General features: G+C 70.9%; 24 protein-coding genes and 1 riboswitch. Of the genes, 12 read left to right on the forward strand and 12 right to left on the reverse strand.

Annotated features, from left to right (window positions below; all coding sequences use genetic code 11):
* Nucleotides 1-47: 47 nt before the first annotated feature.
* The 4 genes from ACY34M_RS08865 to ACY34M_RS08880 are packed head-to-tail and all read left to right on the forward strand — an operon-like array spanning nucleotide 48 to nucleotide 5743.
* Nucleotides 48-1589: a GMC family oxidoreductase gene (locus ACY34M_RS08865; RefSeq protein ID WP_462716150.1), complete on the forward strand. Its 1542-nt coding sequence runs from the start codon at nucleotides 48-50 to the stop codon at nucleotides 1587-1589.
* The gene (locus ACY34M_RS08870; protein ID WP_462716149.1) at nucleotides 1589-2788 is read left to right on the forward strand and encodes a quaternary amine ABC transporter ATP-binding protein; all 1200 of its coding nucleotides are present in this window, start codon (nucleotides 1589-1591) and stop codon (nucleotides 2786-2788) included. Before ACY34M_RS08865 ends, ACY34M_RS08870 begins: the two co-directional genes overlap by 1 nt.
* Complete coding sequence (locus ACY34M_RS08875) at nucleotides 2788-4755, forward strand: ABC transporter permease (RefSeq protein WP_462716148.1); 1968 nt, start codon at nucleotides 2788-2790, stop codon at nucleotides 4753-4755. Before ACY34M_RS08870 ends, ACY34M_RS08875 begins: the two co-directional genes overlap by 1 nt.
* Nucleotide 4756: 1 nt before the next feature.
* Nucleotides 4757-5743, forward strand: a complete 987-nt coding sequence (locus ACY34M_RS08880) for an ABC transporter substrate-binding protein (protein WP_462716147.1) — start codon at nucleotides 4757-4759, stop codon at nucleotides 5741-5743.
* Nucleotides 5744-6009: 266 nt separating this feature from the next.
* Here ACY34M_RS08880 and ACY34M_RS08885 read toward each other — a convergent pair whose 3' ends face one another.
* The 4 genes from ACY34M_RS08885 to ACY34M_RS08900 form a co-directional block, all read right to left on the reverse strand.
* A complete protein-coding gene (locus ACY34M_RS08885; protein WP_462716146.1) occupies nucleotides 6010-6294 on the reverse strand; it encodes a hypothetical protein in 285 nt (94 codons plus the stop codon).
* Between the two features lie 21 nt (nucleotides 6295-6315).
* The gene (locus ACY34M_RS08890; RefSeq protein ID WP_462716145.1) at nucleotides 6316-7143 is read right to left on the reverse strand and encodes a hypothetical protein; all 828 of its coding nucleotides are present in this window, start codon (nucleotides 7141-7143) and stop codon (nucleotides 6316-6318) included.
* 244 nt (nucleotides 7144-7387) lie between these two features.
* Nucleotides 7388-7633, reverse strand: coding sequence for a DUF397 domain-containing protein (locus ACY34M_RS08895; RefSeq protein ID WP_462716144.1), 246 nt, complete (start codon nucleotides 7631-7633; stop codon nucleotides 7388-7390).
* 2 nt (nucleotides 7634-7635) lie between these two features.
* Nucleotides 7636-8433 (reverse strand): helix-turn-helix domain-containing protein, encoded by a 798-nt coding sequence (locus tag ACY34M_RS08900; RefSeq protein ID WP_462716143.1) that lies wholly within the window; start codon nucleotides 8431-8433, stop codon nucleotides 7636-7638.
* Nucleotides 8434-8533: 100 nt separating this feature from the next.
* On the opposite strand from ACY34M_RS08900, the gene ACY34M_RS08905 reads away from it, so the two are divergent.
* Nucleotides 8534-8962 (forward strand): ATP-binding protein, encoded by a 429-nt coding sequence (locus ACY34M_RS08905; protein ID WP_462716142.1) that lies wholly within the window; start codon nucleotides 8534-8536, stop codon nucleotides 8960-8962.
* 68 nt (nucleotides 8963-9030) lie between these two features.
* A complete protein-coding gene (locus ACY34M_RS08910; protein WP_462716141.1) occupies nucleotides 9031-10269 on the forward strand; it encodes a DUF1266 domain-containing protein in 1239 nt (412 codons plus the stop codon).
* Between the two features lie 80 nt (nucleotides 10270-10349).
* Here ACY34M_RS08910 and ACY34M_RS08915 read toward each other — a convergent pair whose 3' ends face one another.
* From ACY34M_RS08915 to ACY34M_RS08930, 4 genes are all read right to left on the reverse strand, one after another.
* Complete coding sequence (locus ACY34M_RS08915) at nucleotides 10350-11021, reverse strand: HdeD family acid-resistance protein (protein WP_462716140.1); 672 nt, start codon at nucleotides 11019-11021, stop codon at nucleotides 10350-10352.
* A 368-nt stretch (nucleotides 11022-11389) separates the two neighbouring features.
* Entirely contained in the window at nucleotides 11390-12115 is a 726-nt protein-coding gene (locus tag ACY34M_RS08920; protein ID WP_462716139.1) for an isocitrate lyase/PEP mutase family protein, read from the reverse strand.
* A complete protein-coding gene (locus ACY34M_RS08925) occupies nucleotides 12109-12558 on the reverse strand; it encodes a carboxymuconolactone decarboxylase family protein (protein ID WP_462716138.1) in 450 nt (149 codons plus the stop codon). The genes ACY34M_RS08920 and ACY34M_RS08925 overlap by 7 nt, the downstream gene beginning before the upstream one ends.
* The gene (locus tag ACY34M_RS08930; protein WP_462716137.1) at nucleotides 12555-13079 is read right to left on the reverse strand and encodes a carboxymuconolactone decarboxylase family protein; all 525 of its coding nucleotides are present in this window, start codon (nucleotides 13077-13079) and stop codon (nucleotides 12555-12557) included. Before ACY34M_RS08930 ends, ACY34M_RS08925 begins: the two co-directional genes overlap by 4 nt.
* Nucleotides 13080-13126: 47 nt before the next feature.
* Between ACY34M_RS08930 and pdxR the strand changes: the two genes are divergently transcribed.
* The 3 genes from pdxR (at nucleotide 13127) to ACY34M_RS08945 (ending at nucleotide 16174) form a co-directional block, all read left to right on the forward strand.
* Nucleotides 13127-14548 (forward strand): MocR-like pyridoxine biosynthesis transcription factor PdxR, encoded by a 1422-nt coding sequence (pdxR, locus tag ACY34M_RS08935; protein ID WP_462716136.1) that lies wholly within the window; start codon nucleotides 13127-13129, stop codon nucleotides 14546-14548.
* A gap of 61 nt (nucleotides 14549-14609) precedes the next feature.
* Entirely contained in the window at nucleotides 14610-14963 is a 354-nt protein-coding gene (locus tag ACY34M_RS08940) for a hypothetical protein (RefSeq protein ID WP_462716135.1), read from the forward strand.
* A gap of 20 nt (nucleotides 14964-14983) precedes the next feature.
* A complete protein-coding gene (locus tag ACY34M_RS08945) occupies nucleotides 14984-16174 on the forward strand; it encodes a glutathionylspermidine synthase family protein (protein ID WP_462716134.1) in 1191 nt (396 codons plus the stop codon).
* A gap of 42 nt (nucleotides 16175-16216) precedes the next feature.
* Here the strand turns inward: ACY34M_RS08945 and rocD are convergent, their stop codons facing one another.
* Complete coding sequence (gene rocD / locus ACY34M_RS08950; RefSeq protein ID WP_462716133.1) at nucleotides 16217-17422, reverse strand: ornithine--oxo-acid transaminase; 1206 nt, start codon at nucleotides 17420-17422, stop codon at nucleotides 16217-16219.
* A 141-nt stretch (nucleotides 17423-17563) separates the two neighbouring features.
* Nucleotides 17564-17650: riboswitch (ZMP/ZTP riboswitch) on the forward strand.
* 28 nt (nucleotides 17651-17678) lie between these two features.
* Here rocD and ACY34M_RS08955 point away from each other — a divergent pair.
* The gene (locus ACY34M_RS08955; RefSeq protein WP_462716132.1) at nucleotides 17679-19127 is read left to right on the forward strand and encodes a glycine hydroxymethyltransferase; all 1449 of its coding nucleotides are present in this window, start codon (nucleotides 17679-17681) and stop codon (nucleotides 19125-19127) included.
* A 97-nt stretch (nucleotides 19128-19224) separates the two neighbouring features.
* On the opposite strand, the gene ACY34M_RS08960 is transcribed toward ACY34M_RS08955, so the two are convergent.
* Nucleotides 19225-19881 (reverse strand): hypothetical protein, encoded by a 657-nt coding sequence (locus ACY34M_RS08960; RefSeq protein ID WP_462716131.1) that lies wholly within the window; start codon nucleotides 19879-19881, stop codon nucleotides 19225-19227.
* A gap of 147 nt (nucleotides 19882-20028) precedes the next feature.
* On the opposite strand from ACY34M_RS08960, the gene trpS reads away from it, so the two are divergent.
* Both trpS and ACY34M_RS08970 read left to right on the forward strand, forming a co-directional pair.
* On the forward strand, nucleotides 20029-21042 hold the full coding sequence (gene trpS / locus ACY34M_RS08965; protein ID WP_462716130.1) for a tryptophan--tRNA ligase: 1014 nt from the start codon (nucleotides 20029-20031) through the stop codon (nucleotides 21040-21042).
* Nucleotides 21043-21097: 55 nt separating this feature from the next.
* Nucleotides 21098-21682 carry a 2'-5' RNA ligase family protein gene (locus ACY34M_RS08970; RefSeq protein ID WP_462716129.1) on the forward strand — a complete coding sequence of 195 codons (585 nt, stop codon included), beginning with the start codon at nucleotides 21098-21100 and terminating at the stop codon, nucleotides 21680-21682.
* A gap of 13 nt (nucleotides 21683-21695) precedes the next feature.
* On the opposite strand, the gene ACY34M_RS08975 is transcribed toward ACY34M_RS08970, so the two are convergent.
* A complete protein-coding gene (locus ACY34M_RS08975) occupies nucleotides 21696-22451 on the reverse strand; it encodes a decaprenylphospho-beta-D-erythro-pentofuranosid-2-ulose 2-reductase (protein WP_462716128.1) in 756 nt (251 codons plus the stop codon).
* 37 nt (nucleotides 22452-22488) lie between these two features.
* Nucleotides 22489-23895 (reverse strand): FAD-binding oxidoreductase, encoded by a 1407-nt coding sequence (locus ACY34M_RS08980; protein WP_462716127.1) that lies wholly within the window; start codon nucleotides 23893-23895, stop codon nucleotides 22489-22491.
* Nucleotides 23896-23943: the final 48 nt, after the last annotated feature.

The raw sequence follows: 23943 nt of genomic DNA on the forward strand, positions 1-23943 counted from the left end.
TGCCGCGCCACAGCGTCAGGCACCGTGCTGCGTACAGGAGTTGAACCATGCCCGAAAGCACCTACGACTACGTCATCGTCGGTGGCGGCACCGCAGGATCGGTGATCGCCTCCCGCCTCACCGAGAACCCGGACGTCACCGTCGCGGTCATCGAGGGCGGTCCCAGCGACATCGACCGCGACGACGTGCTGACGCTGCGCCGCTGGCTCGGCCTGCTCGGCGGCGACCTCGACTACGGCTACACCACCACCGAGCAGCCGCGCGGCAACTCGCACATCCTGCACAGCCGCGCCAAGGTGCTCGGCGGCTGCTCCTCGCACAACACGCTCATCTCGTTCAAGCCGCTGCCGGGCGACTGGGACGAGTGGGCGGCCGCGGGCGCCGAGGGCTGGGACCACAAGGCGATGGACCCGTACTTCGCCAAGCTGCGCAACAACATCGTGCCGGTCGACGCGAAGGACCGGAACGCGATCGCGAGCGACTTCGTCGAGGCCGCGCGGGCGACGACCGGCGTGCCGCGTGTGGAGGGCTTCAACAAGGGCCCGTTCAAGGACGGCGTCGGCTTCTTCGACCTGGCGTACCACCCCGAGAACAACAAGCGCTCCAGCGCTTCGGTGGCGTACCTGCACCCGCACATGGAGGCGGGCGACCGCCCCAACCTGACGCTCATGCTGGAGACCTGGGCGTACAAGCTGGAGTTCGAGGCCTCGGACGAAGGGCTGACCGCGCGCGGCGTGCGCGTGCGCGGCAAGGACGGTGTCGAGCGGCTCATATCCGCGAACACCGAGGTCCTCGTCTGCGCGGGCGCCGTCGACACCCCGCGCCTGCTCATGCACTCCGGCATCGGCCCGAAGGCCGACCTCGAAGCCCTCGGCATCCCGGTCCTGCACGACCTGCCGGGCGTCGGCGAGAACCTGCTCGACCACCCGGAGTCGGTCATCGTCTGGGAGACGAACGGCCCGATCCCCGAGAACAGCGCCATGGACAGCGACGCCGGCCTGTTCATCCAGCGGGACCCCGAGGCCGCGGGCCCGGACCTGATGTTCCACTTCTACCAAATCCCGTTCACGGACAACCCGGAGCGCCTCGGCTACGAGAGGCCCGAGCACGGGGTGTCCATGACGCCGAACATCCCCAAGCCGAAGAGCCGCGGCCGCGTCTACCTGACCAGCGCGGACCCCGAGGTCAAGCCCGCCCTCGACTTCCGGTACTTCACCGACGAGGACGACTACGACGGGCAGACCCTCGTCGACGGCATCAAGATCGCCCGCGAGATCGCCAAGACCGAGCCGCTGGCCGGCTGGCTCAAGCGCGAGGTGTGCCCCGGTCCGGACGTCGTGGACGACGAGGCGATCAGCGAGTACGCGCGGAAGGTCGCGCACACCGTCTACCACCCCGCGGGCACTTGTCGCATCGGTGCTGCGGACGATGAACTCGCCGTGGTAGACCCCCAGTTGAAGGTCCGTGGGCTGCGCTCCCTCCGAATCGCAGACGCGTCCGTCTTCCCGACGATGCCCGCGGTGAACCCGATGATCGGGGTGCTCATGGTCGGGGAGAAGTGCGCCGAGCTGTTGGGTGGTGAAGCGTGATGAGCGCGACCGTGACTCCGGCGGACGCCGGCAAGCGGACCGAGTCCGGTTCCGAGTCCGTGTTCTCCGTGCGCAATCTGTGGAAGGTGTTCGGCCCCAAGGCCGAACGCGTTCCGGACAACGCCGAGTTGACGGACCTGAGCGCCGCCGAACTGCGGGCGAAGACCGGCTGCACGGCCGCCGTGCGCGACGTCTCGTTCGACGTGAAGAGGGGCGAGGTCTTCGTTGTCATGGGCCTGTCGGGCTCCGGCAAGTCGACCCTCGTACGCTGCCTGACCCGGCTCATCGAGCCGACGTCCGGGAAGCTGGAGATCGACGGCGAGGACGTCCTCGGCATGGACAAGTCCCGCCTGCGCGAACTGCGCCGCCACCGAGCGGCCATGGTCTTCCAGCACTTCGGCCTCCTGCCGCACCGCACGGTCCTCGACAACGTCGCGTACGGCCTGGAGATCCAGGGCGTCGGCCGCGCCGAGCGCCGCGCGAAGGCCGCGGAGGTCGTCGCGAAGGTCGGCCTCGACGGCCTGGAGCAGCGCCGCCCCGGCCAGCTCTCCGGCGGCCAGCAGCAGCGGGTGGGGTTGGCGCGCGCGCTGGCCGTGGACCCGGAAGTGCTGTTGTTCGACGAGCCGTTCAGCGCGCTCGACCCGCTGATCCGGCGCGACATGCAGGAGGAGGTCGTGCGCCTGCACCGTGAGGAGGGCCGCACGATGGTCTTCATCACCCACGACCTCCAGGAGGCGCTGCGCCTCGGCGACCGCATCGCGCTGATGCGCGACGGCCGTGTCGTCCAGCTCGGCACCCCCGAGGAGATCGTGGGCGCGCCCGCCGACGACTACGTCCGCGAGTTCGTCCGTGACGTGCCGCGCGAGCAGGTCATGACGGTGCGGCGGGCCATGCGTCCCGCCGATGCGGACGAGGCGGACCGTGGTCCGTCGATCGCGGCCGACGCGACGGTGTCGGAGGCGATCGAGGCGGTTGCTTCCAGCGGGTTCGCGGTGCGAGTGGTGGACGGCGGGGAGTGTGTCGGCGTGGTCGACCACGAGCGGTTGCTGGGTGTGGTGGCCGGGACGGCGCCCGACACGGGAGCCGTCCCCACGCCGCGGGGCTCCGCCCCGGACCCCGCTGCTCAATCGCCGCAGGGGCTTGATGCGCAGGAGAAGGCTGAGCCGCCGGCGGGCGAGGGCGACGAGGGGACCGTCTGATGGCTGCCGCCGTAACGGCCGCCCCGGCCAAGAGCACGGGAGAGCGGCCCCATCCGCTGTGGCGCAACCGCGCCCTGGGCAAGATCCTGCTGCTCGCCGTCGCCGCCGCGATCCTGATCCCGCTGGCCCACGCCAAGTGGTCCAGCGGCAGCTGGCCGCACGCCCTCACCGTCGACCTCACCGAACCCCTCGGCAACGCCACGGACTGGGTGATCGACAACCGGGACAGCCACCCGCTGTTCCTGTACTTCTTCGGCTACGTCAGCAACGCCGTCGTCCTCTCCGTACGCGCCGTCTACCTGGTCCTGCTCGCCGCGGGCTGGGCCGGTGTGACGGCCGCCGCCGGCCTGATCGCCTGGCGCGTGGCCGGCTGGCGCCTCGCCGCGTCCGCCGTCGTCGCGTTCCTGGCGTGCGGCGCCCTCGGCATGTGGGTGCCCACCATGCAGACGCTGGCGCTCATGGTGATCGCGGTCCTCGCCTCGGTGCTCCTCGGTGCGGTCCTCGGCCTCGCCGCGGGCCTCAGCGACACCATGTACCGGGCGCTGCGCCCGGTCCTCGACACCATGCAGGTGCTGCCCGCGTACGCGTACCTCCTGCCGGTCGTCCTCGTCTTCGGCATGGGCGTCCCCGCTGCCGTGCTCGCCACGGTCATCTACGCGGCTCCGCCCATGGCCCGCCTCACCGCGCTGGGCCTGCGCTCCGCGGACGGCGGCGTGATGGAGGCCGTCACCTCGCTCGGCGCGACGGCCCGCCAGCGCCTGCTGAGCGCGCGCCTCCCGCTGGCCCGCAAGGAACTCCTCCTCGGCCTCAACCAGACGATCATGATGGCGCTCTCCATGGCCGTCATCGCGTCCGTGATCGGCGCGGGCGGCCTCGGCGACCGCGTCTACCAGGCGCTCGCCTCCGTCGACGTCGGCGCCGCGCTCGCGGCCGGCATCCCGATCGTGCTGCTCGCCGTGATCCTGGACCGGGTCACGGCCGCGGCCGGGGCGCGGCTTGGCTCGCACGAGTCGGCCCCGGCGCCCTGGAAGTGGGGCGTCGTCGCGCTCGGCACCGTCGTCGTCGCCCTGGCGTCCCGCTTCATGGACCGCCTCGACTGGCCCGACGCCTGGACCCTGAACATCGCGACGCCCGTCAACGACGCCGTCGACTGGATGACGGACCACCTGTACTCCGGCGTCCCGTACATCGGCGGCACCGCCGACTGGGCCGCGCACTTCACCACGGGTGTCCTCAACCCGGTGCGCGACGGCCTCACCTGGCTGCCCTGGTGGTCGGTACTGCTGATCGTCGCCGCGCTCTCCTGGCTGATCGGCACGTGGCGCACCGCGCTCACCGCGGTCCTCGCGATGGCCGCGATCGGCGTCCTCGGCGTGTGGAAGCCGTCCCTCGACACCCTGTCGCAGGTCATCGCCGCGGTCCTGGTCACCCTGGTCCTCGGCGTCGCGATCGGCATCGCCGCGGCCCGCAGCGAACGCCTGGAACGACTGCTCCGCCCGGTCCTGGACGTCTTCCAGACGATGCCGCAGTTCGTGTACCTGATCCCGGTCGTCGCCCTCTTCGGCGTCGGCCGCGCCCCGGCGGTCGCCGCGGCCGTCGTGTACGCGCTGCCCGCCGTCGTCCGCATCACCACGCAGGGCCTGCGCCAGGTGGACCCGGCCGCGATGGAGGCGTCCCGTTCGATGGGCGCGACCACGTGGCAGCAGCTGCGCCAGGTCCAGCTCCCGCTGGCCCGCCCGGCACTCCTCCTCGCCGTCAACCAGGGCGTCGTCCTGGTCCTCGCCGTCGTCATCATCGGCGGTCTGGTCGGCGGTGGCGCGCTCGGCTACGACGTCGTCTTCGGCCTCGCGCAGGGCGACCTCGCCACGGGCCTCGTAGCGGGCGCCGCGATCGTCTGCCTGGGCCTGATGCTGGACCGGGTGACGCAGCCGACGCAACGCCGCGACCGCGGCGGAAAGGGGGCGTGACATGCGTATCCGTACGCGTATCAGCACACGCATGACGCCGCTCAAGGCCGTTGTCGGTGTGGGGACGTTGCTGGCGGCCACGGGCTGCGGGGCGGCCGACATGACGAAGCAGGCCTCCCCGTACGCCAACGCGCAGGGCGCCAAGACGGTGACCCTCTCGGTCCAGTCCTGGGTCGGCGCGCAGGCGAACGTGGCGGTCGCCCAGTACCTCCTGGAACACGAGCTCGGCTACCGGGTGGACACGGTCCAGGTGGACGAGGTCCCGGCCTGGGACGCCCTCAGCCAGGGCCGCGTCGACGCGATCCTGGAGGACTGGGGCCACCCCGACCAGGTGCAGCGCTACGTCAAGGACAAGAAGACGATCCAGCCGGGCGGCGACCTCGGCGTCACCGGCCACATCGGCTGGTTCGTCCCGACGTACTTCGCGAAGAAGCACCCGGACGTCACCAACTGGAAGAACCTCAACAAGTACGCCGACCAGTTGAAGACGGCCGAGAGCGGCGGCAAGGGCCAGCTCATCGACGGCTCGCCGTCCTACGTCACGAACGACAAGGCGCTGGTCAAGAACCTGAAGCTGAACTACCAGGTCGTCTTCGCCGGCTCCGAGGCTGCTCAGATCACGCAGATGAAGCAGTTCGCCAAGCAGAAGAAGCCGTTCCTGTCGTACTGGTACACGCCGCAGTGGCTCACGAAGCAGGTGCCGATGACGGAGGTGAAGCTGCCCAAGTACAAGGAGGGCTGCGACGCCGACCCGAAGAAGATCACCTGCGCGTATCCGACGACGCCGCTCCAGAAGTACCTCAACACGGACTTCTCCAAGAACGGCGGCGAGGCGGCGCAGCTTCTGAAGAACTTCAAGTGGACGACGGACGACCAGAACGAGGTCTCGCTCCTGATCGCCGACAAGAAGCTGACCCCGGAAGCGGCAGCCAAGAAGTGGGTCGAAACCCACCGCTCCACCTGGAAGTCCTGGCTCCCGAAGAAGTAACCACACCCGCTCACCCACCCCGGGGCCCCGACCGCGCTGAGAGCGGCCGGGGCCCCGGGCGTGTTGGGGGGTGAGGAGGGACCGTGACGCGAAATGACGGAACGACCGTCCTCAGCCGTCACAGTCCACGCCGTTGCGCTGCTTTGCGCGCCTCTCGGTCGTCCCTCAGACGATCGAGCTCACCGCGGGCACCACGCTCGGCGAGCCGGTCGTAGGCAGCCCGTCGGCGACGGCGTCGTCTCTCTCCTTACAGCGCGGTGTTGATGTCACGCTCCTTCGAGCATGGCCAGCCACAGAGTCAGGGGAAGAGTGCAGGCGGCCAGAGCCATGCCTACGGCCGTCAGGCCTGGACGCACCTCGCGGTAGCCCCGGAGCCCCAGAAAGGCGCCGGCCGGTGGGAGGACCATGGCGGCCAGAAAGGCGAAGTGCCAGCCCTCCTCCTTGATGAAGAAGACAAGGAGGATCCAGAGCACAGGCACCGCACCCACGCTCAGTATTCGCCCACTCGACAGCCACCTGTCGAGGGCCTCCCCCTCACCGAAGAAGCTCATGCTGCATATCCCCTCGGATCTTCAGGAACTCGGCTGCCCGGACGGCAAGTTGTACCCCACGTGTACACGGCACCCCTTGCACAGCCCGCCCGGCAGCGCTTCCGGACGTCCCGGTCGGCCGCAGTCGGTGCACTCCAAGAGGCCACGGCGCGCGGGCGCCGACGGAGGGGCGGGGGAGACCCGGATCCGGTGCGGTGGCAGCCTGTCGCGCAGGCGGGTCGCGATGAATGCGCGGGGCGAGTGGACGACGCCGGGCAGTCCGGCCGTCATGGCCTGAGTGAAGAGCTGCGGGTCGGGTTCGCGCGTCAGCCATTCGGCTGCGGCTGCTTCCAAGGCGGCGCAGTCCGCTGCCGACAGGGTCAACCGTGGCTCTCTGAGGCCGAGTTGGGCGAGTCGGTGGTACGCGTCGGAGCGGGTGGGAGTAGACGGGGCGACGTCCTCCGGCTCTGGTACGTCACCGTCGAGAAACCGGGCCCACCATTCGTCGCTACGTGCGGTCCGCGACCAGTACGTGTGGAACACCCAACGGGTCGCGCCGTTTTCGGCGTTGACGTCGCACAGCCGCCGAACGCGGCGCAGATGCCCGGCGACGGACAACTCGTTGAGCGCGGACCGCACTGCGGCCTGCCCGTACAGGGGCTGGGCCTTGGCGAGGGTCTTCGCGTCCATCGCGGCGTGCTCGGGGAGCGCGTCGATGAACCCGGCGAGGTAGCGGGCGCGGAGGGGGAGGTGGGCGAAGGTGTCGCGCCGGAGGGGGCCCTGGTCGGGGGCGCCGCGTTTTCCGTAGCCGGGGTTGGCCATGGGGTGTGCGGGGGACGGCAGGGCGGAGATAGGGTTTTCCGTAGCCACGAGATCGGTCCGTTCGATCTGGTCGGTCAGACCCCGGCGGGTGTTGGTAGCACCCGACCGGGGTTGTTTGTTGCCGCGAACGGTAGAGGGTGACAACCCTGCGTCGCAAGCCGATCGCGGAAAGTCATCTCGACTGGTGGTGGCGGCAGTTGAGCGCGCTCGGTGTCGGGGGAGGGGCGGGAGGGCGGGTTGAGACCCAACCCCCATTCCCTAAAAGCAAAGCTCGGATGCCGGGGCTCGAAGCTCAGGCGGTGCGGGCGTGGGCCAGGAAGGCGTTCCAGGCGGACGCGGCGGCGGTGAAGGTCGGCCCTTGGGGACCGAGCTTCGAGTCGCGGACGTGGATGCGGTCGGGGCGGGTGGCGACTTCGAGGCAGTTGCCGCCCTCGCTGTCGCTGTAACTGGACTTCCGCCACGCCAGGGCGACTTCGAGGCAGTTGCCGCCCTGGCTATCGCTGTAGCTGGACTTGAACCACGTCAGGCTGGCGTTCACAGTTACTGCGCCACCTTTCTGATGAACTCGGCCGAATCCTCGGGGCTTAGGGCGTGCATTCGGATCATGTCATGGGCGCGTGTGAGTGCACTGACCTTGTCGGCGTCGCCGTACAGGGTGCTGGTCTCCGGCCCTTCCACGTACGCATAGCGCTCATGGTCGGTTGTCTCCAGAAGCGCGATGGCTCCATTGAGCGCGGCACCGTACGCCCGCCCGAACGGCAGCACCTGGATCAGTACGTTGCGCAACTCGCTCACTTCGAGAAGGTGCTGAAGCTGCCGCGCCATGACCTCACGCCCGCCCACCTCGGTCCGTAGGGCCGCCTCGTACACCACGAAGCTGAACATGACGCCCGTACGCGAGGTCAGCGCCTCTTGTCGCTTGAGCCGCCCGGCGACGCGCTCTTCCACGGTCTCGTCGTCGAGTGGCGGCGAACTCGCGCCGATCAACGCTCGTGCGTACTCAGGCGCTTGGAGCAGCCCGGGGATGAGCAACGGCTCGTACGAACTCACGGCAATGGCGTCCTTCTCCAGCGCCATGAACTCCTGTGACCGCGCCGGGTGTGCCTCCGGCTTCAGGAACTCCCGCGCGGCGACGATCTTCCCGCCCGCGCCGCACAGTTGGTCCGCGACCTGGAGGAGCCGGACCGTGGGCTTGCGGCGCCCGTTCTCCATGGACTTCACGTACTCAAGGCCGTAACCGGCTTCCTCGGCCAGCGCCTCACGCGCTACGCCCGCCTCGGTACGCCACAGCTTGATCTGGCTGCCGCAGTACCGCCACGCGTTCGACTCGGTCGACACGTACACCTCCGCTGGCCCGACGGGGACTGGAGAGGTACAAATACCCGCTGTACCCGAGCCGTTACTCCCGAGGGTACGCGCGAGCCGCAAACGTGGGGCCATGCGAACGACTCCCCGCCCCACGGCGATCCCGCAGGACATCGAGTGGCGCTTCGCGCGGCACGCGCGCAGTGTGGGCCGGGCCCGGCTGCTGCTGCGCGAGCAGGCGGGGTCGTGGGAGCTGCCGCAGGAGGTGACGGAGACGGCCGAACTCCTCCTCAGCGAACTGATGACGAACGCCTACCGGCACGCGAAGGCCCCTGCCGACCGGCAGATCCGGGCCCGCGCGATCCTGTCCGCCGACCGCCTCCACGTACGGGTCACGGACGCGAGCGACACGCTCCCCGCACCGCGCGCGGCGAGCATGGAGGAGGAGTCGGGCCGGGGCCTGGCACTGGTGTCGATGCTCGCGGACGCGTGGGGCGCGGAGGCGCGCGAGGGCGGCGTGGGCAAGTCGGTCTGGTTCGAACTGCACGTCCAAGGGGTGTGAGTAACGAGAGGGCAGCGAACCGTCGCCTCGACGGCCATGTCCATCTTTCGCTGCATAGGGTCTGGCCCATGACCTTCGGCCCGCCTCCCGCAGACTTCGGTCCCGCCGCCCCGCGGCAGGAATGGTTCGCCCCCACGCCCGTGGAACAGGGCCTGTACGAGGCGAAGTGCCGGGGAGACTGGGCGGGGTACTACGAAGTGCTCGCGCGCGCGGACCTGTTCTTCCGGGTGGTCCCGGACGAGGTGGGCGAGCTGACCCCCGACGCCCGCGAGGACCCGCGGACGGGGGCGCTCGTGCTGTACCTGTACACGGACGGCATGCTCCCCGTGCCAACGGCGGACCAGCTCTTCAAGCTCGCGTCGCTGAAGGCGTTCAAGGACTGGGGCGACATCCCGCTCACCCTCGTCGTGGACGCGGGCAGCCCCTGCGAAGGGGTGCTGTACACGGCGCCTCCGCACAACGCGCCCTGGGTGTTCATCGCGCGGAGGGCGAGCCAACCCGACTTCTCCGGCACGGTGCGCGCCCTGCGCGTCGGCGGCCCGCTGCACGGGCCGGTCGCGCACGGCCTTGCCTGCGGCGCCCTCATGAGCGTCAAGAACGGCTACCTGTGGAACGCCCTGGGCTTCCACGGCAACGGTTACGAGACCGAGCGCGAACAGCTCGAACGCTGGTGGGGAGTGACCTCACGCACCGAATGGCAACGGTCTCTCCAGCGGCTACTGGTCCGCGAGAACCTCAGCCCCGTATGGGAGTTCGCGCTCGACCTGCGCCACGCCATCGCCCGCGCCTTCGGTGGACACGTGGAGACGGAGTACTGGCGCGAGGCCGCCGCGAAGGTCCTGCGGGCCCGCGCCGAGGGCGGCACGGTCCTCACCGCGGACGGCGTCACCCGCACCGAACCCCGCCCCGAGTCCGAGGTCCGCGCACAGACAGCGGGCGTCCAGCACCTCATCGGCAGGATCACCCGCTACGAGGCCCGGATGCGCGCCGACGGCATCCTCGCCGAGGGCCGGTACATCCGCTCCGTGGACGCCTGGGACCTGGGGCGCGGCGCGAGCATGGCCTGCTGGGGCGTCGGGGCCCGCTTCGGCACGGTCGAGGAGGCCGAACGTGCGGTCGTCGAGGTGGGCGAACAGTCCGCGGCCACGTACAGCTCCTGGGAGGACTTCTCCAGCGGTTACATCCTGGGCCGCTGCCTGCACTTCGACGAGGAGCGCTTCGGCAGCTGGTACAAGGAAATGGTGACGGCCCACACCGTCTTGACGACCGACCCGGGCAGCCCTTGGCTCAACATCCCGTTCAATTAGGAGAACTCGTCTCTCGTGCGAGCAGCGGCTCCCGTGATGCCGGGCGGGCGGGAGCGCGCCGCTACGTGCACGTGGTCCGGTCAGTGTTGGGGGTGCGGGCGAGTCAGCGGTTGCCGCCGGTGCGTAGTGCCCCGCGCCACGCGGCCGACGTCGACCCGCATCCTGACGGCGTGGAAGATCTCGACCACCCCCAGCACTATGGCCATGACGCCCACCGTCAGGGTGAGCGCGGCGATCGAGGTGAACGGCGCGACGATCAGCACGATGCCCGCCATGATGCCGACGATACCGAAGAAGAGCATCCAGCCCTGCGCCGGCATACCCCGGGCGGATACCGCCGTGGTCGTCACCATGATGCCGCGCACCAGCCAGGTGAAGCCGATCCACAGCGCCAGCAGCAGGATCGACTGCAGGGTTCCCCGGAAGCAGAGCAGCCCGAGCAGGATGGACAGCGCACCGGTGAGGAAATGCAGCGCCCGAAGGTGCCCCGGAACGTGCGTGCCAAAGGCTGCGGCGACCTGGAAGACACCCGTGACCAGCAGGTAGACACCGAAGAGCACCCCGACGACGCGCAGCGTCTCTCCCGGCCAGGCAAGAACCACAACGCCCAGGGCGATGGCGGCCAGGCCCGCGGTGAGAGCGAACTGCCATCCCCGGTTGGCCAGGACCGCCAGGCTCCCGGTGACGGAGTCGTCCTGTGGCTCGGTGCCGGGCAGGGGGTCGGCGCCTGAGGAATCGGAAGAAGATGTCATACCGTCCCCTCCTCCTAGGGAAAGCGCGGTGGAAGCAGGTCACCTCTATCGTCGTCCCGCCCGGCCCCGTTGCGTCCGCTGAAGACGGCGGTAGCGTCGTCGATGGCTCCGTCCACGCGGGCGAAACGCCTCTGACCAGGCCGGGTCGGCGGGCGGTACCAGAGGACGAAAGCCTTCTGCCGCATACCGCTCAGGGCGGCGACGTAGACCACCGGGCATCGAACGGCGCCCGAAGGTTCAACCACGATGCGGACCCGACCGCCGCCTCCGGCCGGTGCCTGACTCCCGCTTGATTGCGGCGCCGACTCTGCACGCCTGGGTGGGGCCCGATTGTCGTCCGCGGTCGGGCCCCGTACGTCACGTGCCGCTCAGCGCAAGCTCTCCGCGATCTCCCGCACCGCCCCCATCGCCCTCCGCTGCAACCCCGGTCCGAACGTGATCCGGGTGGCTCCCAGTTCGCCCCACTCGCGGAGCGACGGGCCGTCGGGTGGGGCGCCCACGTTGATCGGGCCTTCGATGCCGGAGCGCAGGGCCGGGACGGCATCCGGCGGGGCGCCGATCGGGTAGACGCAGTCCGCGCCCGCCGCCACGTACAGGCGGGCCCGTTCCACCGCCTCGGTGATCGGGTTCGCCGTGCCGCGGATGAAGGTGTCGACGCGGGCGTTCAGGAACACCCGGTCGCCCGCCGCCGCGCGGACCTCCGCCAGCCAGTCCGCCTGCTCACGCGGGGACTTGAGGGAGCCGCTGTCGTGGTCCGAGTCCTCCAGGTTGCAGCCCACCGCGCCGGTCTCCAGGAGGCGTTCCACCAGTTCCTTCGGCGCGAGCCCGTACCCGCCCTCGATGTCCGCCGACACCGGCACCGACACCGACCGCACGATCCTGCGCACCGTCGCGAACATCTCGTCCGCGGGCGTCGACCCGTCCTCGTAACCGAGTGACGCGGCCACCCCCGCGCTGGGCGTCGCCAGCGCCGGGAAGCCGGCCTCCTCGAAGACTCGGGCGCTGGCCGCGTCCCAGGGGCCGGGCAGGACGAGCGGGTCGCCGGGGGAGCGGTCGTGGTGCAGGGCGCGGAGCGTCTCGACAGGACTCACCATGCGGGGCCTCCTGGTTCGATGCGCCGGCTCACCATCAGCCGGTTCCAGTTGTTGATGACCGCGATCGAGGCGATGAGGTGGGCCAGTTCGGCTTCAGGGAAGTGCTTGGCCGCTTCCTCGTACACCTCGTCGGGGACGTAGGCGTCCGTCAGGAGAGTAATCGCGTCGGTGAGGGCCAGTGCAGCCCTTTCCCGGTCGTTGAAGACCTCGCCCGCCTCGCGCCACGCGTTCAGCATCGCGATGCGCTTCGGGCTCTCGCCGTTCTTGTCCAGCGCGATGTCCACGTGCATGTCCAGGCAGAACGCGCACTGGTTGATCTGCGAGGCCCGGATCGCCACCAGTTCCGCGAGGACCGGGTCGCCGAGGCCCTTCTTGGCCGCCGCGCCCAGCGCCAGCATCGCCGCCTTGACCCCGGCGTCCAGCACCGTCGTACGAGCGCTCACTTGAAGTCGCCCGGCGTGTAGTGGCCCGGCGACTGGCGGGTGGAGACGCCGAAGCGGTTCCAGGCGTTGATGACCGTGATCGCGGCGATCAGCTGGGACAGCTCCTTCTCCTCGAAGACCTTCGCCGCCTTCTCGTACACCTCGTCCGGCACGAAACCGTCCGTGAGGACGGTGATCGCCTCGGTCAGTTCGAGGGCCGCGACCTCCTTCTCCGTGTAGAAGTGCTTCGACTCCTCCCACGCGCTGAGCTGGATGATCCGCTCGACGCTCTCGCCCGCCGCGAGCGCGTCCTTGGTGTGCATGTCGAGACAGAGCGCGCAGCGGTTGAGCTGCGAGGCGCGGATCTTGACCAGTTCGGCGATCTTGGGGTCCACCCCGGCGCGGGCGGCCGCGTCGAGCCTGACCATCGCCTTGAAGACCTCGGGCGCGAGCCGGTGCCAGTCGAGGCGGGGCGTGTGCTCGTGGACGTAAGCCGGGGTCGTGCTCGTGCTCGTGTTCGCGTTCGTGTCCGTGTTCGTCATGACGTCGAGCCTACGAAGGAAGTAGCCCAGGGGTATGGTCCATTTACGTGGAAGAATCTTGGGCCAATTCGGCGTCCGGGCGGGCGCTCGGCATCGATCTGCATCTCGACACCGGCACCTCAGGGGGTGTGCGTCGCGGGCTCACCGACGCGCTCCGCGAAGCCGTGCGCGGCGGGCGGCTCGCCGCCGGTGTCCGGCTGCCCGCCTCCCGTACCCTCGCCGCCGACCTCGGCCTCGCCCGCAACACCGTCGCCGACGCCTACGCCGACCTCGTCGCCGAGGGCTGGCTCACCGCCCGGCAGGGCTCCGGCACCCGGGTCGCCGAGCGGCCGGGGCGGGCGCCGACCCCGGGCCCCGTCACCAACCGCGTGCCCTTCGGCGGGTACCGCTACGACCTCCAGCCCGGCCGCCCCGACCTCGCCTCCTTCCCCCGCGCCGAGTGGCTGAAGGCCGCCCGCCGCGCCCTGGCCGCCGCCCCGAACGAGGCCCTCGGCTACGGCGACCCCCGCGGCCGCCCCGAACTGCGCGGCGCCCTCGCCGACTACCTCGCCCGCGCCCGCGGCGTACAGGCCTCGCCGGAGCGGATCGTCGTCTGCGCCGGGTTCGTGCAGGGCATGATCCTGCTCGGCGAGGTGCTGCACGGGCGCGGCGTGCGCGACGTCGCCGTCGAGTCGTACGGGCTCGACCTGCACTGGGACTATCTGACCCGGCCGGGGCTGCGTACCCGGCCGCTTTCCTTCGATCAACAGGGCGCGGATGTCAGCGAGTTGGACGACGCGGGTGATGTGGGTGCTGCTCTGCTCACCCCCGCCCATCAGTTCCCCCTCGGCGTCGCCCTCCACCCGCGCCGTCGCGCCGCCGCCGTCGACTGGGCGCGCCGCACCGGCGGGCTGATCCTCGAGGACGACTACGACGGCGAGTTCCGCTACGACCGTCAGCCCGTCGGCGCCCTCCAAGGGCTCGACCCCGACCGCGTCGTCTACCTCGGCACCGCCAGCAAGTCCCTCGCCCCGGGGCTGCGGCTCGGCTGGATGGTGCTGCCCGCGGCGCTCGTCGACGCGGTCGTCGCCGCCAAGGGGCACACCGACTGGTCCTGCGGCGTCCTCGACCAGCTCACGCTCGCCGAATTCCTGGAGTCCGGCGCGTACGACCGCCATGTGCGCGCCGCACGCCTGCGCTACCGGCGCCGCCGCGACCAGCTCGTCGCCGCCCTCGCCGAGCGCGCCCCGGACGTCCGCGTCAGCGGCATCGCCGCCGGGCTCCACGCCGTACTGCAACTCCCGCCCGGCACGGAGCGGTCCGTGGTGCAGGCCGCCGCCTGGCAGCGCCTCGGCGTCAACGGTCTTGCCGCCTTCCGGCACACGGACGCGACGGCGCAGGCGCCGGACGCCCTGGTCGTCGGATACGGCACCCCGCCCGACCACGCATGGCCCGCCGCGTTGGATACGCTGTGCCGCGTCCTGCCCTAGGGCGGGCGCCACGCACGTATCGAAAGTGCAGCAGAAAAGCAGAACTACGGGGGAGATTTTCATGACGGACAACGTCACTCAACGACGGCTGCGCTCCGGCACCGTCGCGCTCGGCAGTGTCAGCCTGCTCGCCGCCGCACTCACCGCCTGCTCGTCGGACTCCGACGTCGACAAGCGCTGCATCGACCGCAACAGCTACAACGCGGGCAAGGGCTACAAGGTCGTCTCCGACAAGTACTGCAAGTCCTCGTCCGGCACGACCGGCAAGTCCTCGGTCAACGGCGGCTGGTACTACGGCGGTTCGAAGAAGGGTGCCCGCGTCGGCGGCGGCTCCTTCAGCAAGCCCTCGGGCGGCGGCGGCGTCACGCGCGGCGGCTTCGGCAGCGGCGGCAAGGGCGGAAGCTCCGGCGGCTGAGCCCGACCGGAGACCCCGCGATGAAGCGACACACCATCACCCCGCGCCCCGGCTGGCAGCAGACCGTCGAGGAGCAGGGGCTCATCTACCCGCTCACCCGCTACCCCGACGACTCGCTGCGCCCCTACTGGGACGAGAGCGCCTACTACGAGTTCTCCCTGCCCGAGGTGGAGGCGTTGGAGGAGGTCGTCGAGGAACTGCACCGCATGTGCCTCGCCGCGGCCGAGCACATCGTCCGCACCGACCGCTTCGCCGACCTCGGGATCACCGACCCGCGCGTCGCCGCCGCGGTCGCCGAGGCATGGGAGCGGCGCGCCGAACTCCCTTCCGTCTACGGCCGGTTCGACCTGCGCTACGACGGCCGGGGCGGCCCGGCGAAGCTCCTGGAGTACAACGCCGACACCCCGACCTCACTCGTCGAGGCCGCGTCGCCCCAGTGGTTCTGGATGGAGGAGCGCTTCCCCGGAGCCGACCAATGGAACTCGCTCCACGAGCGGCTCATCGACGCCTGGAAGAAGCAGGCGCGCCTGCTCCCGCCGGGCCGCCCGCTCTACTTCGCGCACTCCTCCGCCGACGAACTCGGCGAGGACCTGATGACGGTCGGCTATCTGAAGGAGACCGCCGAACAGGCCGGTCTCGACACCGACTGGATCTCCATGGAGGAGATCGGCTGGGACAGCCTGTCCGAGCGCTTCGTCGACAACCAACTCCGTTACATCCGCAGCTGCTTCAAGCTGTACCCGTGGGAGTGGCTGACCTCCGACGAGTTCGCCCCGCACGTCCTGGGCAGCCTCGACAACGGCGGCGGCACGGGTACGACGATGTGGATCGAGCCCGCCTGGAAGATGCTGCTCAGCAACAAGGCGCTGCTCGCCGTGTTGTGGGAGCTGTATCCGGACCACCCGAACCTGCTCCCCGCCTATCTCGACGGCCCGCGCGAACTCGCGAGCAGCGGCCCCGGCTACGTGTCGAAGCCGCTGCTCGGCCGTGAGGGTGCGGGCGTCACGATCCACGAGCCGGGGAGCACGCCGCCGGCGCCCGAAGAGCCCTGCTGCTACCAGCAGTTGAGCGAGCTGCCCGACTTCGACGGCAACCGCGTCGTCCTCGGCGCGTGGGTCGTCGAGGACGAGGCGGCCGGGCTCGGCATCCGGGAGTCGGCGGGGCTGGTCACGGACGAGTACGCCCGCTTCCTGCCCCACGTCATCCTGTGAGCCCTTGAGCGTCCTAGAGCCTTTGAGCGTCCCAAAAATGGCTTACGCGCCGAGCACCGCCCGGAGCTGATCGAGGCCCCAGTCCAGATCGTCCTTGCTGATCACCAGCGGCGGGGCGATCCGGATGGTGGACCCGTGGGTGTCCTTCACCAGGACCCCGCGGTCCATCAGCTTCTCCGAGATCTCCCGGCCGGTCCCGTACGACGGGTCGATGTCGACGCCCGCCCACAGGCCGCGCCCGCGCACCTCGGCGACCTTGCCCGTGCCCGTCAGCAGGCCCAGCTCGGCGTGCAGATGCTCGCCCAGCTCCGCCGCCCGCTCCTGGAACTCGCCGGTACGCAGCATCGCGATCACCTCCAGGGCGACCGCGCAGGCGAGCGGGTTCCCGCCGAACGTCGAACCGTGCTCGCCGGGCCGGAAGACGCCGAGCACGGCCTTGCTCGACACCACCGCCGACACCGGCACCACCCCGCCGCCGAGCGCCTTGCCGAGCACGTACATGTCCGGCACGACGCCCTCGTGCTCGCACGCGAAGGTGCGGCCCGTGCGGCCGAGGCCCGACTGGATCTCGTCGGCGACGAACAGCACGTTCCGCTCGCGTGTCAGCTCCCGTACCCCGGCCAGGTAGCCCGGCGGCGGCACGAGCACGCCCGCCTCGCCCTGGATCGGTTCGAGCAGCACCGCCACCGTCTCGTCCGTGACGGCGGCCCGCAGCGCCTCCAGGTCCCCGTACGGGACGATGTCGAAGCCCGGCGTGTACGGGCCGAAGTCGGCGCGCGCCTCCTGGTCGGTGGAGAAGCTGACGATCGTCGTCGTACGGCCGTGGAAGTTGTCGCTCGCGACCACGATCCGGGCCCGCCCGTCCGGCACGCCCTTCACCCGGTAGCCCCACTTGCGGGCGGTCTTCACGGCGGTCTCGACGGCCTCGGCGCCCGTGTTCATGGGCAGCACCATCTCCATGCCGCACAGCTCCGCCAGCCGCGTGCAGAACTCCGCGAACCGGTCGTGGTGGAACGCCCGCGAGGTCAGCGTCACCCGCTCCAGCTGCGCCTTCGCGGCCTCGATGAGCCGGCGGTTGCCGTGCCCGAAGTTCAGCGCCGAGTACCCGGCGAGCATGTCGAGGTAGCGCCGCCCCTCGACGTCCGTCATCCACGCGCCCTCGGCGGTGGCGACGACGACGGGGAGCGGGTGGTAATTGTGCGCGCCGTGGTCTTCGGCGAGGGCGATTGCTGCTTCGGTAGCACTCACGGGATCTCCGATCGTCGCGGGCTCTGCCCGGCGCGGCTCCGCTTGTCGCGGCAATGCGCCGAGCGGGCTTGTGGCCCCTTCCTATCGTCGCTCGGGATGTGGACGTGGAAACCTCGCCGTGCGCCGTGACCGGTACTGTGAGGGCAGGGCCGTGACTGGCGCGCTGGGATGGGATCGACCATCGGGGAGCGGCCCGAGCAGTGTGTGCCGTGCGCCTGGGCCGAACCGTGAACCGACCGTGTCCGGAGGCTGCCCCATGAACGATTCCCGTCTGACCCCCGAGTCCACCGCGTACCGCGCCGCCCTCGACGTCGTGCGCGCCGTCGAGCCGCGCGTCGCCGACGCCATCGGCCAGGAGCTCACCGACCAGCGCGAGATGCTCAAGCTGATCGCCTCGGAGAACTACGCGTCCCCGGCGACGCTGCTGACCATGGGCAACTGGTTCAGCGACAAGTACGCCGAGGGCACCGTCGGCCGCCGCTTCTACGCGGGCTGCCGCAACGTCGACACCGTCGAGTCGCTCGCCGCCGAGCACGCCCGCGAGCTGTTCGGCGCCCGGCACGCCTACGTGCAGCCGCACTCCGGGATCGACGCGAACCTGGTCGCCTTCTGGGCCGTGCTCGCCGACCGGGTCGAGGCGCCGTTCCTGGCGAAGACCGGGGTCCGGCAGATCAACGACCTCACCGAGGCCGACTGGGCCGAGCTGCGGCAGGCCTTCGGCAACCAGCGGATGCTCGGCATGTCGCTCGACGCCGGTGGCCACCTCACGCACGGCTTCCGGCCGAACATCTCAGGCAAGATGTTCGACCAGCGCTCCTACGGCACCGACCCCGCCACCGGCCTCATCGACTACGAGGCGCTGCGTGCGCAGGCCCGTGAGTTCAAGCCGATGATCATCGTCGCCGGTTACTCCGCGTACCCGCGTCTCGTGAACTTCCGGATCATGCGGGAGATCGCCGACGAGGTCGGCGCCACGCTCATGGTCGACATGGCGCACTTCGCGGGCCTGGTCGCCGGCAAGGTGCTCACCGGTGACTTCGACCCGGTGCCGCACGCGCAGATCGTCACCACGACCACCCACAAGTCGCTGCGCGGGCCGCGCGGCGGCATGGTGCTGTGCGACGACTCGCTCAAGGACCAGGTCGACCGGGGCTGCCCGATGGTGCTCGGCGGGCCGCTGCCGCACGTCATGGCCGCCAAGGCCGTCGCCCTCGCCGAGGCGCGGCAGCCCGCGTTCCAGGACTACGCGCAGCGCATCGTCGACAACGCGCGGGCGCTGGCCGAGGGGCTGACGCGGCGGGGCGCGACGCTGGTCACCGGGGGCACGGACAACCACCTGAACCTCATCGACGTCGCTTCCTCCTACGGGCTCACCGGGCGGCAGGCCGAGGCCGCGCTGCTCGACTCCGGTGTCGTCACGAACCGCAACGCGATTCCGGCGGACCCGAACGGGGCCTGGTACACGTCCGGGATCCGGATCGGTACGCCGGCGCTGACCACGCGTGGGCTCGGTACCGGTGAGATGGACGAGATCGCCGCGCTCATGGACCGTGTGCTGACGGCCGCCGAGCCGGGGACCACGAAGTCCGGGGCGGTCTCGAAGGCCAGTCATGTCCTGGAGTCGAAGGTGGCGGACGAGGTGGCGGGTCGCGCCGCGGATCTCCTGTCCGGGTTCCCGCTGTACGGCCAGATCGACCTGGGCTGAGCCTCTCCGTGGCGTGGAGCGGGCGACCGCGCCACGCCCCGGGCCTCCGCCCCGGCCCCCGCGCCTCAATCGCCGGCGGGGCTTGAAGGGGCGGGGCTCACAGGTCGATCAGGTGTTGTCTTGGTTCCCGTGGGGGGCGGGGGCGTAGGTGCCACGCCACGCCGGCCGTCGTCGTGAGGCCGAGGGACAGGCCGCCCAGGGCCCACCACCACGGGGTCCGGGGTGACGTCTCCCGGGGTGGGGTGGTGGTGGGGAAGAGGCCGGAGTGGGTCAGCCGGGTGACCAGGGCGGGGGAGGCGTGGTGCCAGCGGAGGTCGTCGTCGTCGACGTCGACCATGGGGTCCGTGCGGATCCACGGCGTGCCGTCGTCCGCCACGATCAGCTGGTCCTGGCGTTCGACCACCGTGTCCGTGCCGGGCGCCCGATGCGTCTGCGGCCAGCCCGCCACGCCGGTCATGCCCCATACGATCGTGGCCACGACGGGTGGGAAGCGCCCCTCCTGCCAAGCCTCCGGCACCCGCTCGGTCACCGTGTCGAAGTCCGTCGTCAACCGCTCAAGACGGGCGAAGTCCCGGTCCTCGTCGTGGACGGCGACCGAAGGGCCCGCCGCGGCGCCGGGCGCGATCACCAGCGCGAGATCCGGCAGGTCGGGGCCGCCCGGCCGCGTGGGCCGGGCCTGCGCGGCCGATGCCCCCACCAGAAGCAGCAGCAGCGCCGCCAGCAGCGCCACCCCACCCCCACGTACGTACCGCATCGCCACCCCCGTCGACGTGCCCCCACGTGACTCCCGCCACATCGTCAAGCTACCGGCGCCCACTGACAACGAACAGGTGGGCCACGGACGGTCACAGGACCTTTGGCCGCTGCGGAGCTGTGTGGCGCACCTGAGACAATGAGGCACATGGCCTCTGAAAGTCCTCGCGTGCTCTCCGGAATCCAGCCCACGGCAGGCTCGTTCCACCTCGGCAACTACCTCGGCGCGGTCCGCCAGTGGGTGGCGCTGCAGGAGTCCCACGACGCCTTCTACATGGTCGTCGACCTGCACGCGATCACCGTGCCGCAGGACCCCAAGGAGCTGCGGGCCAACACGCGCCTCGCCGCCGCGCAGCTGCTCGCCGCCGGGCTCGACCCGGAGCGCTGCACGCTGTTCGTGCAGAGCCACGTCCCCGAGCACGCGCAGCTGGCCTGGGTGATGAACTGCATCACCGGCTTCGGCGAGGCCAGCCGCATGACGCAGTTCAAGGACAAGTCCGCCAAGCAGGGTGCCGACCGGGCGAGCGTGGGGCTGTTCACGTATCCGGTGCTCCAGGTCGCCGACATCCTGCTGTACCAGGCCGATCAGGTCCCGGTCGGTGAGGACCAGCGCCAGCACATCGAGCTGACCCGCGATCTGGCGACGCGTTTCAACGGCCGCTTCGGCGACACGTTCACGCTCCCGGCGCCGTACATCCTCAAGGAGACGGCGAAGATCTACGACCTTCAGGACCCGTCGATCAAGATGAGCAAGTCTGCGTCGACGCCGAAGGGCCTGATCAACCTGCTCGACGAGCCGAAGACGACCGCGAAGAAGGTCAAGAGCGCCGTCACCGACACCGACACGGTGATCCGCTACGACGCGGAGAACAAGCCGGGCGTCAGCAACCTGCTCACCATCTACTCCACCCTCACCGGTGCCGGTATCCCGGAACTGGAGAAGAAGTACGAGGGCAAGATGTACGGTGCGCTGAAGACGGACCTGGCCGAGGTCATGGTGGACTTCGTGACTCCGTTCCGGACCCGTACCCAGGAATATCTGGACGACCCGGAGACGCTGGACTCGATCCTGGCCAAGGGCGCGGAGAAGGCGCGGACCGTCGCCGCCGAGACCCTGTCCCGGGCCTACGAGCAGGTCGGCTTCCTGCCCGCCAAGCACTGAAGCGTCCGTACGCACGCGACGCCACCCGCCCGCCACACGACGACAGGAGTATGACGTGGGGACCGTAACGATCGGTGTCTCGATCGCGGTCCCGGAGCCTCATGGCAGCCTGCTCCAGGAGCGGCGCGCGGGCTTCGGCGACGCCGCGGCGCACGGGATTCCCACGCACATCACCCTGCTCCCGCCGACCGAGGTGGACGGCGGGGACCTCACGGCGATCGAGGCGCACCTGGAGGAAGTCGCCTCCGGCGGGCGCCCGTTCGTGATGCGCCTGTCCGGCACGGGCACGTTCCGGCCGCTGTCGCCCGTCGTGTTCGTGCAGGTCGTCGAGGGCGCCGAGGCCTGCACCTGGCTGCAGAAGCAGGTGCGGGACGCGTCGGGCCCGGTCTCCCGCGAGCTGCAGTTCCCGTACCACCCGCACGTGACCGTGGCGCACGGCATCGACGAGGAGTCGATGGACCGTGCGTTCGCGGAGCTCGCCGAGTACGAGGCGGCCTGGGCGTGCACCGGGTTCGCGCTCTACGAGCAGGGCGCCGACGGGGTGTGGCGCAAGCTGCGCGACTTCGCGTTCGGCACGTCGGCGCTGCCCGGCCAGACCTCGGGCCGTACGACGCGGGGGCCCCGCCTCCCGGCGAGCTGACGCCCCGCGCCGGTCAGCCGGGCAGCCGGCGGAACACCGGGCGCGGCACATGCCGCAGCGCGGACATCACCACGCGCAGCGTCCCCGGCACCCACACCGTCTCCGACCTGCGCCGCAGCCCCGTCTCGATGGCCCGCGCCACCGTCCCGGGCGTCGTCGCCAGGGGCGCTTCGGCGCGCCCTGCCGTCATCTTCGAGCGGACGAATCCGGGGCGTACGACCATGACGTGCACGCCCGTGCCGTGCAGCGCGTCCCCGAGGCCCTGCGTGAACGCGTCGAGCCCCGCCTTGCTGGAGCCGTAGATGAAGTCGGCGCGGCGGGCCCGCTCGCCCGCCACGGACGACAGGACGACGAGCGAGCCGTGGCCCTGGGCCTGCAGCGCCCGCGCGCAGACGAGGCCCGCGGAGACGGCGCCCGTGTAGTTGGTCTGGGCGACGCGGACCGCGGACATCGGGTCGTCCTCGTCGCGGGCCTGGTCGCCGAGGATGCCGAACGCGAGCAGCACCATGTCGATGTCGCCCTCGGCGAAGAGCTTGCCGAGCGTCTCCTCGTGCGCGGTGGGGTCCAGCGCGTCGAAGGGGACGGTACGGGTGTCGGCGCCCAGGGCGCGCAGCCCGGCGGCGGCCTCGTCGAGTGCGGGGGAGGGGCGGCCCGCGAGCCACACGGTGCGGGTGCGCCGGGCGACGAGACGCCGGGCGGTCGCGAGCGCGATCTCCGAGGTGCCGCCGAGGACGAGCAGGGACTGGGGAGTGCCGAAGGCGTCTTTCAACGGGGGCTCCAGGGAGGCGGGTCGGGCGGGCGGGAGGTCAGAGGTTCAGCCGCCGCGACAGGTCGGAGCGGAACACCCCCCGCGGGTCCCAGCGCGCCCGCAGCGAGCGGAAGTCGTCGAGGCGCGGATACATCGCGGCGAGCAGCTCGGGCCGCAGGCGGGAGTCCTTGGCGAGATGGACGCGCCCGCCGGCGGCGGCCACCTCCTCGTCCAACTCGTCGAGGAGGGAGTCGAGTCCGGGCAGGCTCGCGGGGATGTCGAGTGCGAGCGTCCACCCCGGTACGGGGAACGAGAGCCAGCCCGGGTCGCCTTCGCCGAAGCGCTTGAGGGTGGCGAGCAGGGACGGGCAGCGGTGCTCGGAGACGCGGTGCACGATGCGGCGCAGCGCTTCCTCCTGGCCGTGTCCGACGGCGAACTGGTACTGCACGAGGCCGCCGCGCCCGTAGAGCCGGTTCCAGTGCGGGAGGCCGTCGAGCGGGTGGAAGAACGTGGCGAGTTTCTGCAGTTCACCGGTGCGGATCCGGGGCGCCGTGCGGTACCGGAGTTCGTTGAACAGGCCGACGCTGGTGCGGCCGAGCAGTCCCTCGGGCAGGAACGGCGTGGCGGCGGGCAGGCGGCCGGGACGGAACTCCAGCGGGGCCCTGCGGGTGCGTGCGGGCAGGGCGTCGAACGGGGCGTGCTCGCCGCGGGTGAGGACCGCGCGGCCCGTGGCGGCGCCGCGTGCGAGCAGGTCGATCCAGGCGACCGCGTAGCGGTGGCGCTGGTCGGTCGCGGTGAACCGGGCCAGCAAGTCGTCGAGATCGGTGGCCCGTTCGGTGTCGACCGACATCAGCGACGTCTCCACGCGCTGCAGTTGGACGGTCGCCGTGAGGACGATCCCGGTGAGGCCCATGCCGCCCGCCGTCGCGTCGAACAGCTCGCTGCCGCGCTCCACGAGGCGTACCTGCCCGTCGGCGGTGAGGAGTTCGAACGCGGGCACGTGCCGGGCGAAGGAGCCCGCGACGTGGTGGTCCGTGCCGTGGATGTCGGCGCCGATCGCCCCGCCGACCGTGACCTGGCGGGTTCCGGGGGTGACCGGCACGAACCAGCCGAGGGGGAGCAGCACCTCCATCAGGCGGTGCAGCGAGACGCCCGCGTCGCACAGCACGGTGCCGGAGGCGGCGTCGATGGCGTGGATCCGGTCGAGTGCCGTCATGTCGAGGACGGTGCCGCCCGCGTTCTGCGCCGCGTCCCCGTAGGCCCGGCCGAGGCCCCGCGGGATGCCGCCGCGCCGCCCCGTGGCGGCCCAGTCCCGGACCGCGAGGACCGCGTCCTCGTAGGAGCGTGGGCGGATCAGGTGGGCCGAGGTGGGGGCGGTCCGGCCCCAGCCGCTGACCGGCACGGTGTGCGGGGCGGGGATGGAGGGAGCGGTGGATACGGGGGCGGTAGCGGGGTCGGCAACCATGACCGTGACCGTATCGCCCGAAGGTGCGAAGTTTGTCGTAAACCTAGC

Source organism: Streptomyces sp. EDA2-14 (assembly GCF_054963755.1).

Excerpts from the sequence above, each read along its gene's own strand:
- ACY34M_RS08865 (WP_462716150.1), top strand. The coding sequence starts at position 48 with ATGCCCGAAAGCACCTACGACTACGTCATCGTCGGTGGCGGCACCGCA.
- ACY34M_RS08870 (WP_462716149.1), top strand. The coding sequence starts at position 1,589 with ATGAGCGCGACCGTGACTCCGGCGGACGCCGGCAAGCGGACCGAGTCC.
- ACY34M_RS08875 (WP_462716148.1), top strand. The coding sequence starts at position 2,788 with ATGGCTGCCGCCGTAACGGCCGCCCCGGCCAAGAGCACGGGAGAGCGG.
- ACY34M_RS08880 (WP_462716147.1), top strand. The coding sequence starts at position 4,757 with ATGCGTATCCGTACGCGTATCAGCACACGCATGACGCCGCTCAAGGCC.
- ACY34M_RS08885 (WP_462716146.1), bottom strand. The coding sequence starts at position 6,294 with ATGAGCTTCTTCGGTGAGGGGGAGGCCCTCGACAGGTGGCTGTCGAGT.
- ACY34M_RS08905 (WP_462716142.1), top strand. The coding sequence starts at position 8,534 with ATGCGAACGACTCCCCGCCCCACGGCGATCCCGCAGGACATCGAGTGG.
- ACY34M_RS08910 (WP_462716141.1), top strand. The coding sequence starts at position 9,031 with ATGACCTTCGGCCCGCCTCCCGCAGACTTCGGTCCCGCCGCCCCGCGG.
- ACY34M_RS08915 (WP_462716140.1), bottom strand. The coding sequence starts at position 11,021 with ATGACATCTTCTTCCGATTCCTCAGGCGCCGACCCCCTGCCCGGCACC.
- ACY34M_RS08920 (WP_462716139.1), bottom strand. The coding sequence starts at position 12,115 with ATGGTGAGTCCTGTCGAGACGCTCCGCGCCCTGCACCACGACCGCTCC.
- ACY34M_RS08930 (WP_462716137.1), bottom strand. The coding sequence starts at position 13,079 with ATGACGAACACGGACACGAACGCGAACACGAGCACGAGCACGACCCCG.
- ACY34M_RS08940 (WP_462716135.1), top strand. The coding sequence starts at position 14,610 with ATGACGGACAACGTCACTCAACGACGGCTGCGCTCCGGCACCGTCGCG.
- ACY34M_RS08945 (WP_462716134.1), top strand. The coding sequence starts at position 14,984 with ATGAAGCGACACACCATCACCCCGCGCCCCGGCTGGCAGCAGACCGTC.
- ACY34M_RS08955 (WP_462716132.1), top strand. The coding sequence starts at position 17,679 with ATGAACGATTCCCGTCTGACCCCCGAGTCCACCGCGTACCGCGCCGCC.
- ACY34M_RS08960 (WP_462716131.1), bottom strand. The coding sequence starts at position 19,881 with ATGCGGTACGTACGTGGGGGTGGGGTGGCGCTGCTGGCGGCGCTGCTG.
- trpS (WP_462716130.1), top strand. The coding sequence starts at position 20,029 with ATGGCCTCTGAAAGTCCTCGCGTGCTCTCCGGAATCCAGCCCACGGCA.
- ACY34M_RS08980 (WP_462716127.1), bottom strand. The coding sequence starts at position 23,895 with ATGGTTGCCGACCCCGCTACCGCCCCCGTATCCACCGCTCCCTCCATC.